Below are 16,163 nucleotides of genomic sequence, written 5' to 3' on the forward strand. Positions count from 1 at the left end.
GAAAACATAAACTATACAATCTATCAACACAAAGTAGTAGTGAATAGAGAAACCGTCTCTAAAACTTTAACAGGTAAGTTATATTGAGTTTAATGTGTTAAATTGAATTAGGTATTATGCTATCAATATATAAACCATAATAGAATTTGATATAACTATAGTCTCCAGTTGTTAGATGTAATCAGATGAATATGAACATATGCATCTTACAAGTAAGATGCATATTGAAATGTGATATTGATAATATCTCAGGATATTATCTATATATCATTATATTATTCAATAGGTTGATTATGATCATTAGAGTATCAGAGATAAAATTATAGTAGAAATCTTAATATACTTAGATTATTAAGATCTTTAATGTAAAAAAAATTACATTAATACTTAATGTATATTATAAGTTTTTTAATTACTATCCCTCTTATAATTTTTTGATGTATCTCATATAAAAAGTCTTTACAAAAATAACCGATCTAGGTAGAAATAGAATTTTCTCAAGATTGAAGACAGATCAAGATATAAAAGCTCACATAGTAAAAATATTTTATTCATGATGTATATCAATGATGTTGTAAAATACAAGAATACAGACTTTAGATACCATATATCTTCATAAATAAGATTTCTTCGCTAGCATAAACTAGAAACTATAAGTAAAAAAATTAGAAGAGTCTTTAAAAAAATTAAAAATAAAAGAACATAAAATATACCATTAAGTTGTTGGTATATAATTTTAACATTTATCTTAACTTAAGAATCACTAGAGATAACCAATGATAACGATCATCAACAAATTATAAGTGATTTAGTAGTTATGTTAAAAGAATATTGTTCTGTACTTTAATCAAGTACTAATTCTGATACATTTAATAGATTAAATACGATCTTTGGTACATAAAATGCAATCTATATCTTATCTCTGTTTTAAACGAAATTTTAATATTAATATTCTGTCCTCTAGAGAAAAGGTAGAGAGAATATGATATATTGATCATATACTGACAATAGATATGCTCAACGAGCATTTACTGCATAAAAATAGATTAAAATAATAATTTTATCTTCTTGAAAAATTCATTTTAGAATTTTAATGTAATACGATGATTTCTGATCTCTCTTTATAAGAGAGGCCATAATCTTTGATTATGCAACATAGTTTGAACAATTGTATTTAGTCCTCAACTGTATATGACTTACTATTCATTTATAGTTAAGAGTCAATAACTAAATAAATCAAATAAAGCGTACTAACTACATTGATACGTATATTTATACCTTATGTATTAGATAAAATGAGTGTGATTAATTCTCTGAGGTATTGGTGTGTGTAGACAAGCTTTCGTCTACTTCCTATCCTGATTTTAATAAACGAAATTCCTAATATGACTTTTAAAAAAGGTTTTCGCATACCCCTTCCTTCAGTGCTAGATGGATTTCGACCATTTGTCTTATGATTAAAGGTATCACATTATTTAATACACCTAAATAAACAAAATAAATCAATTTATACTGATAAATAGCGTATCCGTAAACTTATCCTAAGCGGCTTTTTCAAATCTACTCTAATATCGATTATACTTTTAACTTTCACGGAATCAGAAATTTTTTTTATTCATAAAATATTGAATACTATTTGCTTCTATGGGAATTTTGATAAAAACAGGCTTTTGTTATCAACTATATGCATCCAATACAAGAATTGTCATACAACTCTTGATCCTTCTCTTCTTATATATTGATATAAGGTTTCTCGACTTATAGAAAAATCACGCGCAACCTTGACTTTTTTTTCTCCCGAAGCAACCCGCTGACACAGTTCAGTGACTTGTCTATCTGAAAGTGTTCTTTTGCGACCTCGGTAAACACCTCGTTGTTTAGCTAACTCAATTCCTTCACGTTGACGCTCTTTCAGTAAAGAACGTTCAAATTCAGCAAACGCTCCAATAACAGCTAACATGAGATTGGAAAGAGGCGAGTCTTTGCCAGTAAAACTCAGATTTTCCTGGATAAATTCAACACGTACTCCACGCTCTGTTAACATTTGCACAATACGGCGCAAGTCATTAAGGTTACGCGCTAAACGATCCATGCTATGGATAAGTACAGTGTCTCCGGAGCGAACAAAATTAATTAATGCCTCTAATTGAGGTCGTTTAATTTCTTTTCCGGATGCTACGTCAGTAAAAATTCGGTCCACCTTGACGGAGTCGAGTTGTCTCTGTGGATTTTGATGTATGGTACTGATTCGAGTATAGCCAATACGTTGTCCTATCATAAATTTTCTCTAAAATATCAAAAATAACTCTATATCTTTTACTTCTACATGTCAATATATATAAAATAGAATTTTATTCTGACATTTTCAAAATACGCATCTTACGCCATAATATGCTATACCTTAAATTGACAACACCCAGACAGGCAGTCTTATGGAATAAGACTAGTATAGGTTAACAATATCTATTGATTGGCTATCTTTAACCAATATTAAGATTTTTAGAAATGTTTAGAAAATACTATACCGATTTAATCAACAACTTATTAATCTGATCTATACATTAGATATTGTTTTTATTCTTCTAATAAATATTAAATATTTAAGTTTAAACTTAAGTTATCCATCTTATCTCACTATCTATCTCTATCTGTAGATAGAAAAAAGAAAAAAATCTATTAATATATAATTCTGCACATAAAATTTTTTTAAACTAACCTATGATTATATCACTAAATCCCAATCGATTCATCTTTAATAGTTAAGAACTTTAAGATAATAGATCTAAGAATGGATTTAATGCAATAACTGATTCTCATCTAAACACTTAATCTTATTTCCACGACATAAGTCATTCCATGACCATGTCTATACATAACAGTAAACCATGAATAATCTACAACTATATTGCGGTCAATATGAATTAATCTTTTAATATTTAATACATACAATAACTTAAAGATAATAAAATGCAAGACATTTAGGGAAGAGTTATGAAATGAAATAAACAATCTTTTATGCAGCGTCCAACTAAACACTCTAATAACATTGTCTATACAACCTAAATAGTTTTATTGAACAGAAAATCTCTACATACCATATATCAAACCAGTTATTTTATATAACCCTTAATATAGAGCATGCTATTTCAGTCATTAAAAAATAATGTAATGATTAACATCCACGCCTTGGTAAAAATTATGAACAAGAATTTAATTCTTATTAAAGACAGAAGAATTTTTCTTTGTGCCAGTAAAATAGCATACACAACTATTACAGAGAACTCATGTATTTAAAATATTGTTTCATGTAACTTCTAGTAGTCTCAGAAATAACCAGTAAAAATAGATACAACTATATCTCAAAAAAATAGGTATACACTTGAATTCATCTACAATTAATACATAGGTTTAACAGATATGGATTCCAACCATAATCTATTAAATTCTTTAGAATATTTGTTAGCAATATCTAGTCGGTTATGCAAATAAATAACATTTTCTGCATTATGAGAAACAGCGTTTTGTGTATAATTAAACGACCCTGTTTCCACTGAGATACCATCAATAATCATAAATTTATTATGCATAATCGCATACTTTTCATTAAGTTTAACTGAGACATTTTTATTAATTAAATAGGTTACAGCAGTGTATTTGCTACTGTTTGATTTCCTATCAGCGACTACTCGTATATTTACACCTCGATTCTTAGCCTCAATTAAAGCTAAAGCGATGGGCTTACTAGTAAATGAATAGGCAGCAATATCTATTGATTTTCTAGCTCCTGTAATTGCTGAAAGAACAATGTGTTGTGCTGTTCCTCCGGGAGAAAAACCGACTTCTATATCTTGGTCAGTTATGCAAACTGCATATAGAGGAAGGGATGTGATCATTAAAACAAATACAAGACTGTTGAAAATAGATTTTATTATATTGCGCATTATCAAATATACCATGATAAAAAAGTATGGGTTATGTTATTTTCTATTCAACAAATTTAATGTTTTGACAAAGGATGTTCTATCTTCAACAACAACTAATGTTACCATCATTAATTTATAGCGCTATATAGAAATGACTATTTTAATTTAAATTAATTGAAATATATTACTTATCTCCTATTGCGTAAGAGCCTTAATTTACGCTCTTACCCATTAATTAATACTACTTAATAACCACCTATTAATCAATACTACTTAATAACCAAAGCACTATTTATATCGTAAGTCTTATTTTTTATAGGAAATAGTCTATTGATTATATAATGTATATATGTATCGACCAATAAAAGAACTGTACATCATTTTCCTATGCATTATTCACTAAAATAATCTAAAGAAGGATTAGCTTGTTGATAGGAATCGAATTGTATCACACATAACCTGAGAGAATTTATAATCCATTAAGCCAGCTAGGAGAGAGCGTTAACGCTTGAATGGATGCATAACAAGCTACCAGTATATACTATAAACTACATTATGATGTAGTTTGAATTATATTCTAGACTTACCATAACAATAATTTGAGTATTTTCACTATCTATATGAAAAATTAAATAATGCTAATCCCATTAACATTTTAGCAACACTAAGTAGATTTCTTTCTTATCTACTTATAGGATTTCTTCTTAAACCAGGCTCACCTATTAACTAAATCATAACGTTTCTAAGTGCAATATCACTTAAATCAAATATCAAGATCGGACCCTTATTTATCTATTTCTAATAATACTGGAGGTAGTTATGAATATTATAGGGTCTTGTATATATTCTTATATTTCTCTATCGAGAATCTATTTATCTTGTAATAAAAAGTCTTCTCCTTTAAGTAACTGCAATTAAAATTATATAATGATTATAAATCATGCAATTAAAAACTTAAAAATAAATGTGTCCATATTCTCATTTATATATTTTTTCAAAACTTTAATCTACTTTTGGTACACTAGAACACCTTTAATCCTATATAGGATTAGCATTCCTTCTGTCCTAAATTAGTGTACAAATTACATAAATAGTAGATCTATTGGGATAGATATTAGTCTTATTAGACACTCCCTCTAGATTAATAATTAGTATGTTCATTAAAAAACTAACTAATACTTGATCAAGAATCGATTAAAAATGAAGAATAAGAAGAACCAGCGATATAAACTTTGCGTACTAGGTGAAATTAAAACTAGCATTGTTTATAGTTTATTTTTTAACTAATATTAATTATATGTTAGATATTGTTATTAATGAGGTAAATGGGCGTCAGATGAAATTGATAAATTTATTTCATAAAAACAACTTTGAGATTACCGAGATTACCCGATAAAAATTAAACAAAATTTATTAACCATTCAATCTTAGAAAGAAGAAAATGAACAATCCCAGTCCTATCTAAAAATTTAATTTCTTAGGTGGACTAATTAATATTATAAAGACCTTTGAATATATTATCTAAGTGTCTATTAAAAAATGTTACTGATTCTAGTATATCAATAAATTAGAGTATTTTTAGGAAAATGATTTAAATCTTGTATTCAAAAAAAACGATATAAACTATTATCTAATAAAATATATTGATATTTTATCAAACCAAACAACTGATTTAAAATATAACTATTAAAGTTATTATTTTGAATAAGCTATAGTTCAGTGCATTAATGATGCTCCAATTCTAATAATAATCAAAAAAATAACATATATATAAATATATATTCTAGCAAATAATCTTAATCCTCCAATAAATAGAACTAATTCCATTAGAGGGAAAATAGACTTGAGTAATAAGAATATTAGTTTCTTTAATCTTTTTAAGAATAATCCTTGAAATATCTTTATATATACCAACATAGTCAATATGTGAGTATAATTTTATTCTCAATTATATGTATTTTATAGGAGGATGCTATGGCCTACCGTTCTTTCTCTCTCATGCCTACATGGAGCAATAATCTTTTATCTGATCGTTTTACACAGATTGACAATCTTTTTAGTCGTCTAACGGGTGAATCACCTGTTGGTGATAACCCTGCATACAATCTATTACAAAAAGATAAAGACCATTATGAAATGACAGTAAGCGTACCAGGCTATACGCAGGATGAATTAGATATTTCAGTACTTAATAATCACTTTACTTTACGCGGTACTCCAAAAAGTGAAGACATAACTTCTACTGAAGAAAAAGAGAGCACCACTTATCTTCACAAAGGTATCCAAAAAAAGGAATTTTCTCTCAGTTTTAGCTTAGAGCATCGAATTATGATTTATCAAGCTAAGTTAGATAATGGATTGTTAACGCTACAATTTACTTATGATATCCCCGAACAAGAGAAACCCAAAAAGATTTCAATCGGATCAAATAACAATAATAAAGATGGGCATGTTGTTGAGCATAACAAGACTTAATATTACCAACAAAATAGCGCCTTACAGGGCGCTATTTTGTTGGTAATTGGCAATAGTCTTTAGTATTTTTCATACTTGTCGGGCTATATCTGCTAGATTACTTTCTGATTTTCATTACCAAATGTGCTTGGGCTAGAAGGTAGCTGTTAAAAACTATTTTATTTTGCCTATAGTATTTACAATCCATATATAACCTTATGGTTTTGTACTCTAAATACTCTCACTACTCTAATGTTTTCTATGACAAATACAACAGATTAGTGATCACTCCTAAATATAAAAATTCATTCTTATTGGCAGACAGATCTTACTATTCAAGGAAGATCTGTTCTAATAACATTAGTTCAATTTAAAAAATCGAAACTTAATTTTTTTATGCATTAAGATAACACTACTAACTATCTATATATTTCCCACTACTATATACAGACACTTTGTCTAGGCAGACACACAAACATTTTCCGCTCTACCTATACAATACCCGCTCATTCAGATGGTTTTTGTTGCACACCGGATCTGTCTGGTTCACATATTCTTTTATAGCATGTTATGTTATTTAATAAAACAGAAGTTCACCAGTAGATAAAAATGGGGTCATCTCTAATTAAAGTAAATCTTCTCTCTGAGTTACAAGAATATTTAATCGTGTATACAAATTGTTTACAAATTAAATATATAATATTCTAGTTTAGATATAATGTAATTACATTAATAAGCGCTAACTCAAATAATTAAACTTTAATGACAAGATGATAAAGATCATATTTGATGTTACTATCCATAATTCATTACATTACTAGCCAGATCTTATAAAGTTATTAGATTATTTATCATATTCATATAGAATGCATGTTCTGTAATTTAAAAAATTAATTTTTTGTCTCTGCAACTCAATTCTCTTACTGTCCGCTAAAATATATTAACTAAGTGCACTAGATATAAATTTTAAAATAAGAAATATAATCACTCATTTTGTATGAGTTCGTACAATTTTTATTACTTATATTGTTTGAAATGGCTCTCATTATGATGTAGATAATGCAAAATATCTAGAAACTATTTTTATCCAGTCTTGGTTGTTTTAGAGGACAAAACCTGTAATGGCAGCTGATAAAAGACTTACGAGCGTGGAACCGTACAAAAGTTTTAAACCAAAGCGCGATACTGTATTGCCCTGTTCCTCATGTAGACCTTTTATAGAACCACTAATGATGCCAATTGAGGAAAAATTAGCAAAAGACACTAAGAATACTGATAAGATACCTTCAGAATGCAGCGAAAGTTTTTCTATAACTTTTTGCAGATCAATCATTGCAACAAATTCATTAGAAACTAGTTTTGTAGCCATAATACTACCTACCTGCAAGGCCTCATAACCTGGAACACCTAACACCCATGCCAGTGGAAAAAAGATATAACCAAGCACCTCTTGAAAACTGATACCAAACACAGAATCAAACACAGAATTAAAACTAGCAATTAAAGCAATAAAACCAATAAGCATCGCTGTTACAATCACCATGACTTTGAAACCGGCTAAAATATATTCACTGAGCATTTCAAAAAAACCTTGTTTTTGATGAGGATCAGCTAGTTTTAGGTCATCTTGAAAATCCACGCAGTAGGGATTAATTAACGATAAAATTATAAAAGTACTAAACATATTTAATACTAAAGCTAGTATCACATACCTTGGTTGTAACAAGGTCATATAAGCACCAACTATAGACATAGACACAGTCGACATAGCTGTCGCCGCCAACGTATACATGCGTTTTTCTGAAATCTGTCCTAATATATCCTTGTAAATAATAAAGTTTTCTGACTGCCCAAGAAGTAGTGAACTAACTGCATTAAAAGATTCTAGCTTACCCATTCCATTGATCTTTGATAAAATAGTGCCAAGTATGCGAATTATAGCTGGCAGGACACGCAAATGCTGCAGTATACCAATTAGCGCTGATATAAAAATAATAGGACAGAGAACATTAAGCCAAAAAAATGCAAGACCTCTATCACTCATGTTGCCAAAGACAAAATTAGTTCCATATGCCGCACACCTTAACAAATGATCAAATAACTCTGACATTTTTTTTACAAATTCCAGACCTATTTCAAAATGCAGAAAAAACCATGCCAATAGGACTTCAACCACAAGAAGCTGACTCAAAAAACGAATACGGATCTCCTTTCGATCATCGCTTACTAACATAGATAGTACTATAATCACAACTAGTGATGCTAAAAAATGAAGAATCCGAGACATATCCATACTCCAGTAAATAAATAAGGACTGTATTTTATTCCGTGTACTATGTTTTAGATATTAATTGAACATTGAAACAAGAAATTTAATAAATATAATTCTTTATATAGGTATTGAAGAATCGAAATGCTCAGGATGATCTAAAGAATCACTAATAGCCTCAATAAGTTGTGTAAGCTCTTCTGATGAAATAATATAAGGAGGTATTAGGTAAATAAGATTTCTAAAAGGACGGATCCATACACCATGCTCAACAAACCAATGTTGTAACAAAGATATATTTACGACTTTTGTTACTTCGACTACACCAATAGCTCCTAATACTCGAACATCCAGAACGTTGGGATGCCCTACTAAAGGAGACAAGCCTCTTCGCAGTTGAGCAGAAATTGCCGTTACACGATGATACCAGGCTTTGTCTTCAAGAAGAGATAAACTAGCAATAGCTGCTGCGCAAGCTAAAGGATTACCCATAAACGTGGGGCCGTGCATAAAACAACCAGCGGCGCTATCACTAATAATTTCTGCTATATAACGACGGGTCAAAGTAGCCGAAAGAGTTAACGCACCTCCAGTTAACGCTTTCCCAAGACACAAAATATCTGGAATAATATTGGCATGATTACAAGCTAACCATGTACCAGTACGACCAAACCCAGTTGCTATTTCATCAGCAATTAATAATATTCCATATTGATCGCATAAAGCTCGTGCTACACGTAAATATTCAGGATGATAAAAATGCATCCCTCCAGCCCCTTGTACAATTGGCTCCATGATCACTGCTGCTAAGGTATGATGACACGAAGAAAAAAGGGTGGACAACTCTGTATCATCACCTATTTGCCAAGTTTCTCCAAAACGTCTTCTAAGAGTATCAACAAACCGATTCACAGGCAGATAACTGGAATACATGCTATGCATAGACTTAATAGGATCACAAACCGACATTGCACCTAAAGTATCACCATGATATCCCTGGCGTAGCGCAAGAAATTTACAACGAGGGCGACCAGATGCTTGCCAATACTGAAGTGCCATTTTCATGGCGACTTCTACAGCTACCGAACCGGAATCAGCTAAAAAAATACACTCCAAGTCAGACGGCATTAATGCAACCAAACGACGACATAACTCTACCGCAGGTGGATGAGTAATACCGCCGAACATGACATGTGACATTTCGTTAATTTGCTTATGCATTGCCTGATTAATTGTAGGATGATTGTAACCATGAATGGCTGCCCACCAAGAAGACATGCCGTCCACTAATCGCCGCCCATCTCTAAGGATTAACTCACAACCACTAGCAGAAACAATCGGATAAGTAGGTAGAGGCTGAGTCATAGACGTATAAGGATGCCAGACGTGTCGTTTGTCAAAAGCAAGATCATCAGCCTGCATCAGGATATCCTATTAAATAAATTTAAATACATTATAGACAGTGTAACGGTAAACTCTATACTTACAACTATCTATTTCTTTAAATATTCTATGGGTAACTGCTATGTCAATTCCTCAACGCTGGACTACTGAACAAGTCAGATCATTATTTGATCAGCCTTTTTTTGATTTGCTTTTTAAGGCCCAACAGATACATCGTCAACATTTTATCTCCGGTGAAATTCAAGTTAGCACACTGTTATCAATAAAAACAGGCGCTTGTCCAGAGGATTGCAAATATTGTCCGCAAAGCGCGCGTTATAATTCAGGTATTCAAAGAGAAGACCTTATAGAAGTCCAAAAAGTACTTGATGCGGCAGAAAAAGCGCGTAAAGCTGGTTCCACGCGTTTTTGTATGGGGGCTGCCTGGAAAAATCCACGTGATCGTGACATGCCACTATTAGAAGAGATGGTCAAAGGTGTTAAAGCGATGGGTCTTGAAACTTGCATGACTTTAGGCATGATTAACAATGATCAGGCACAACAGTTGGCTAAAGCTGGTCTAGATTTTTATAATCACAATTTAGATACATCACCGGAATTTTATAACGAAATAATCACTACCCGCAGTTATCAAGATAGGCTTGATACACTCAGCACTATACGACAAGCAGGTATTAAAATATGTTCTGGTGGTATTGTAGGCATGGGTGAAAACATAAATGATCGCGCAGGATTACTAGTGCAATTAGCTAATTTACCAATACAGCCAGAAAGCGTTCCTATCAATATGTTGGTTAAATCACCAGGTACACCATTATCTGATGCTAGTGACGTAGATCCATTCGATTTTATTCGTACTATCGCCGTAGCACGTATTATGATGCCAAATTCTTATGTTAGATTATCCGCTGGAAGAGAACAGATGAATGAACAAACTCAAGCACTATGTTTTATGGCAGGCACTAACTCTGTGTTTTATGGTTGCAAATTACTCACCGCGCCTAACCCAGATGAAGATCATGATTTACGGTTATTTAAAAAACTTGGTCTGACGATTCAGCATAAAAAAATATCAGAAGGTAATCAAGAACAAGAAAAAAATCTAACAGAAAGTTTGTTATCTTTAGATACGGACAAATATTATAATGCTGCACACTAATTAATTTTGCACACTTATTAATAGTTCTCGTCTTTATGAGAAGAGAATTAAAAAAACATATTTCATGTATCATCTTCTATTATGTAATGCACCTCCTTTAGAGGTTATTAAATTTTTTCTCTCCCATTATGTTCAAGAATAATCTGAATCGAAATTCAAGAGGATATAGATTATTATAGAAATAATCACACAGGTATGATGTTAGTTTTATTGTATTGTAAGATACAATTACCTTACTATATCTGAATCCTCAAGTGTTTAATTTTTATTGATTCATTATCATGATTACTATGTTTATTAAGATATTAATTACTACAAGATTATTTATAGACACACACGTTGAGAAACTTGATATCTTTGATGTCATCTTCAATTAGATAGAAATCTTTAAGTCAAGCCGCAGACGCTATCTTGTCTGCGGAACAGTGACACATGATTATATCATAAATAGATAGTCTTCTATCATCTAGAAGTATGACTGATATTGCAATTCTTTTTGTTACTCGAAAAATTGAATCTTAATATTTTCTTTAATTTTTCTTTCGGAAAAGAACTAATCTAATCTTCATAAAAAAACTAAATCTCTACAATTAATCGAGTAATGGTGATTGATCTACTTTTAGATCTAAAATAATAGTTGATTAATAGACAACATTTTCTAATAAAAAATTTCACTAACAATCAATTTTAAGTTTAAAAACACTGAAAAGATATCATGTTCTTTAACATTATCTTACATTGTTCTTAGTCTGATTCTTATTAGGTTAATTCTTAATAGAAAAGGTAGTATACAGTAGGATTAATCTCCAATAACCTTAAAAATTTTTGAAGAATGAAGATATTACTGTTATTGACCTTTCTATATAGCTAGAATGTATGTTATAAGAATATATAAATAAACTGAATTCTACTTACTAGATATGGATGAGAATTATCAAATTCTCGTATCACTTCACATAGTTTAAATAAATCTATAAAATTAGATAGATAAATCACAAAATCCACTATTTGTGTTATATTAATAGACTCAGAAAATGGATAATAGATAATATTAGGGCTTCTTCTTTGTGCATTTTATTGGTATAATTTATTATCCAATAGGATAATAGCTAGGAGTATAGCTATTTTGATCCAGAAGTTTCGAAGAATTCTCAATAGAGAAAGATGGCAATAGTGAATTATCCAGTATCTGTAAGACAAAAAAGTGATATTGTTATTTAGGAATCTTAAAACTAAAAGTTTAATATGAAAGAGCATAGATCGTCCGCCAAACATTGCTCTTACATGGTAAACAAAGTATGAAATTAGCTTGATACAGAAATAACGTGTTTGAATAGATAACATATTGTCTTTTAATTAGCTTAACCAGTATTTTCTTAAAAAATACATCTTGATGGAAAGAAAATAAGACTCTAAAACACTATAAATAAGCTAATCAATACTAAAAACACACGAGTTACTTTTAGAGCTCATAGAAAAAAATTAAGTTGTTGATTCCGCCCCAAAATAAGGATGATATATTAGTTACGCTAATATTCTCAGCCTAAATAGTCGTAATTGCGAATATTAAGATACGATAAAAAGTTCAGTATGGGGTTAATAAAGAGGGGTTATTAACGTATCTAGATCACTTCGTTGTTTTTAGTGTTCAAGATTGAGAACAAACATATTAGACTATGTAACTAAATACACGTAGATCAAGATTAGACATAGATCATGTTGTTTAACAGAACTAAAATACAATCAGACGCGTTTTCTATGAAACACTCTGATTAAGATATACAAAGAATGTAAACTAATTAGCTTAAAAAATTAAGACAATAAAATGAAGCAAATTAAGTTCTTCGGAGAATTACAGCTCCCAGTATATCTAGATAACACAACATAAAAATTTCTCTGTCTGTAAAAACAGTTAGAGAATCTCCATATCAGTTAGTATAGAATCATGCACTAACATGGATTATGGAATTAAATTAAGAGACATGTGCTTGATCAATTCTTGGCTTATAGATTTTAATATATAAAAAGTAATTTAAGAATAGCTAAAGAGTTGGTGTATGTTGTAGTTATGTTTTGGTTTGATTCTACTGTTTAACCGCTTTTTGGAACAACGAAACAAACTTAATGGATTGGACGTATCCTAAAATCGTTCGGGAGATACAACCACATTGAAGTGGTTGTTCGATGCAAAAACCCCTCGATTCTGCGTCAACTTGGCGGAAGAACCAGAGACCGAGGGGTCGTTTACAGGCTAATGCCTGTAAAGGATTATAACGAATGCATATTAAAAAAACAACACCTATCCGCCATAAGATTTGGACAGGGTGAATAATAACACTGTAATGCTGCAAGAATCTGACCAAGTTGTATATCGTCAGACACGTCGTGGTGAAGCTAATTGTCAGCGCAAAGGACAGGTCAAAACACACCGCAATCATCAGCCACAATTTACCGGAAAAATACCGCGTGGAATGGCTGCAAAAGTTATGGCTTGTATTAAAAATCATGATTGGCGCCAAAACAGTGATCTTATAGCACTAAGAAAAAATGGTTATACACCCTATTCACGTATATTCGATCGTTCCTACCAACCAAAACCACTTCGTATAACAGTGCGCTCTGAAAGTAGAGAAGCGCTTAGTGCTCTTTCATTAGCCCTTGCGGCAAACTGTGACTACAGTCCATACAGCCAGTATATGTTTGAGGTTATACTACCAATTGCAGAAATAGCGCAACGTATGGGTGTTTTACATGTCTATAATAATGGCCGCAAGGCATACGATGTTCTATTACACGCTTTGCGTGTACTTGAGCAATTAGATTACGTCATAGTTCATCGTGGTCGAGAAAGTGATTCTGGTCAGAATAAACCAATGAGAGTTTTCTTGACGGAAAACTTTTTTACCTCACGCGGAATGAACGTTGAAAGTGTGCGTCAATGGCTACATAAGTATCGTCAGTGGGCAATATCAGCAGGTATTTCAGTTTCCTTACGCAGCAAGTATGAGCGTCATCAACTTAAAATGGCTCGCCTTGGAATTGATATTGATCGTCATCACTCTTTAAAAAACCGGCTAAAAAGCATTAAACGTTGGGTCGTTAGTCCAGAACTATTTAATGAAAAAGAATCTATTATAGCAGATCTTAACACTTACTTAATTGCGCATAAAAAACAACGCATATTATCTCGAAATTTAAGTGAAGTGCGGTACCAAATGGCCTGGTGGGCATGGTCAGCAAGCGATGCATGCACACCAGTGATACGATTGAATTTAGAAAATGCGATCAAGACAGAATTTCCACATTTATTAAATCATTCCACAAGTACTGAGCAGTATTATCGTCTCCTCCTTGAACGTGCAGGCATCCCTCTACCATAACTTAGTAATTTTAAATTGCTGAATTTTTTTCAAAAAATTACATCATCAATAAAATTCCAAACAGGAGTTAGATCTCCCCTGTTTCTTATATCGGTAAATAGTTTTTTTTATCCTTATCTCTTCTCTTCATAAGCATTTTTAACCCCAAAATTAATGTGAAATGAAGAATTTTTTAATATTAATTAAATTAGCCTTAAAATTTTTTTCAAAAAAATTTTAAGGCTTTATATTTTTTAATTTTTTTTATTAATTTCGAACGTTATTTCTGCACAAAATATGCTTTCTAAAGAAAGACTACCTAAAGCTCTTCACAGGTCTTTAGGTAGATCTTTTATATTCAAGAAAAAAGATGTTTTTAATCAAAATCTACTCTGTAGTGGAAATGAAAAATGTTGTGTAAGAAAGCCAAAAAAAGTCCGGCAGCGGGACGACTCATTCTTAGAAACTTTTTATGGACACAGTCAAGAAGGATAAAAATCAGAGGAGGGGATAATAATGACTATGGATAAGATATGTGATGTATATCAATTTTGTTTTAATTTTTAAAATCACATAGAATAAAGTATTTTATATTTTAAAATTTATAAAAATTTTTTTATAAAATTATAAAATAATTAATATTATTAAATAATATTATTTTATATAAAAAGTTGACTTAAATAATTTAAAAAAAATTATATTAATTAATAGGATTTATATCTTTGATAACAGTTATAGAGAAGTTTGAGTAAAATAATTTGTTTTTTATAACTTTATATAATTTCTTTAATAAATAAGACCTTTTTGATTAAAATTTTATATTTTTCTAGTCTAAATATTTTTATTTTCACATAAAATTGATTTATATCAAATGAAAATAAGCAATGTGATGATAATAAATAGGTATATATATTAGATAATCATGGATTAAAAATGTTTTATGGTTAAAAAATATATATTTTAAAGTGTGAATACTATCAATTATCTTATTAAATGATTCAAGAAATTTATATTTTAGAAATTATGGATAATCAAAATTAGAATTTATTATTTATTGATATATTATGAAAAATAAGAATATACGTTATTTGAGTAAATAACGTATATTACATTTATGAAAATCAGTGTTTTAGAACAAGTTAAAATGCCTTTAATATAATATATATAACTTATTTTAGTTGGTTGAATAAAAAATTTTCTTTTAAATTATTTAAAAAATTGTTAACTATCCATTAATAAAAAAATTCATAACGTCATTTATTAGATGAGACATTGAATAGAAAATATTAAAAATTCTTCATACATGATATTTATAAAAATTATTAATGATGTTATTAAAATGAATATAAGTTAATTTAAATAATATTAAATAATATTAATTTAATTAAAATTTTTTATTTTATATGCAATCTTTCTCATGCACTTATATTAAAAACAATACACAATATTCTTGTTGTATCAGATTAGTAGATAGTTTTATATATTTTGAAATATAAAAAATAAAAAAATTATAAATTTTATTAAATTAATTTATATATTCATTTTTTAATATTTTTAGTAAAAAAGAAAAAATAAAAAATAATTTTCAAACTTAT

At 30.0% G+C, this 16,163-nt stretch carries 8 protein-coding genes; 4 read left to right on the plus strand and 4 right to left on the minus strand.

Annotation, left to right across the window (positions count from 1 at the left end; all coding sequences use genetic code 11):
- Nucleotides 1–1,705: 1,705 nt before the first annotated feature.
- Nucleotides 1,706–2,278 carry a recombinase family protein gene (locus HACICURV3402_RS03335; RefSeq protein WP_157992946.1) on the minus strand — a complete coding sequence of 191 codons (573 nt, stop codon included), beginning with the start codon at nt 2,276–2,278 and terminating at the stop codon, nt 1,706–1,708.
- 1,117 nt (nt 2,279–3,395) lie between these two features.
- Complete coding sequence (locus HACICURV3402_RS03340) at nt 3,396–3,941, minus strand: phospholipase D family nuclease (protein WP_157992945.1); 546 nt, start codon at nt 3,939–3,941, stop codon at nt 3,396–3,398.
- A gap of 1,956 nt (nt 3,942–5,897) precedes the next feature.
- On the opposite strand from HACICURV3402_RS03340, the gene HACICURV3402_RS03345 reads away from it, so the two are divergent.
- Nucleotides 5,898–6,398 carry an Hsp20 family protein gene (locus HACICURV3402_RS03345; RefSeq protein WP_157992944.1) on the plus strand — a complete coding sequence of 167 codons (501 nt, stop codon included), beginning with the start codon at nt 5,898–5,900 and terminating at the stop codon, nt 6,396–6,398.
- A 1,081-nt stretch (nt 6,399–7,479) separates the two neighbouring features.
- Here HACICURV3402_RS03345 and HACICURV3402_RS03350 read toward each other — a convergent pair.
- Nucleotides 7,480–8,664 (minus strand): NupC/NupG family nucleoside CNT transporter, encoded by a 1,185-nt coding sequence (locus tag HACICURV3402_RS03350; RefSeq protein ID WP_157992943.1) that lies wholly within the window; start codon nt 8,662–8,664, stop codon nt 7,480–7,482.
- A 102-nt stretch (nt 8,665–8,766) separates the two neighbouring features.
- The gene (gene bioA, locus HACICURV3402_RS03355) at nt 8,767–10,068 is read right to left on the minus strand and encodes an adenosylmethionine--8-amino-7-oxononanoate transaminase (protein WP_157992942.1); all 1,302 of its coding nucleotides are present in this window, start codon (nt 10,066–10,068) and stop codon (nt 8,767–8,769) included.
- 103 nt (nt 10,069–10,171) lie between these two features.
- Here bioA and bioB point away from each other — a divergent pair, with 103 nt between their 5' ends.
- The 3 genes from bioB to HACICURV3402_RS03370 all read left to right on the plus strand — a co-directional run bounded on the left by bioB (nt 10,172) and on the right by HACICURV3402_RS03370 (nt 14,589).
- The gene (bioB, locus tag HACICURV3402_RS03360) at nt 10,172–11,209 is read left to right on the plus strand and encodes a biotin synthase BioB (protein WP_157992941.1); all 1,038 of its coding nucleotides are present in this window, start codon (nt 10,172–10,174) and stop codon (nt 11,207–11,209) included.
- Between the two features lie 2,173 nt (nt 11,210–13,382).
- On the plus strand, nt 13,383–13,541 hold the full coding sequence (locus HACICURV3402_RS03365) for a hypothetical protein (protein ID WP_157992940.1): 159 nt from the start codon (nt 13,383–13,385) through the stop codon (nt 13,539–13,541).
- A complete protein-coding gene (locus HACICURV3402_RS03370; RefSeq protein WP_157992939.1) occupies nt 13,534–14,589 on the plus strand; it encodes a Replication protein in 1,056 nt (351 codons plus the stop codon). Before HACICURV3402_RS03365 ends, HACICURV3402_RS03370 begins: the two co-directional genes overlap by 8 nt.
- Nucleotides 14,590–16,163: the final 1,574 nt, after the last annotated feature.

It is taken from the genome of Candidatus Erwinia haradaeae, assembly GCF_900698925.1.
Taxonomy (GTDB): domain Bacteria; phylum Pseudomonadota; class Gammaproteobacteria; order Enterobacterales; family Enterobacteriaceae; genus Erwinia_E; species Erwinia_E haradaeae_I.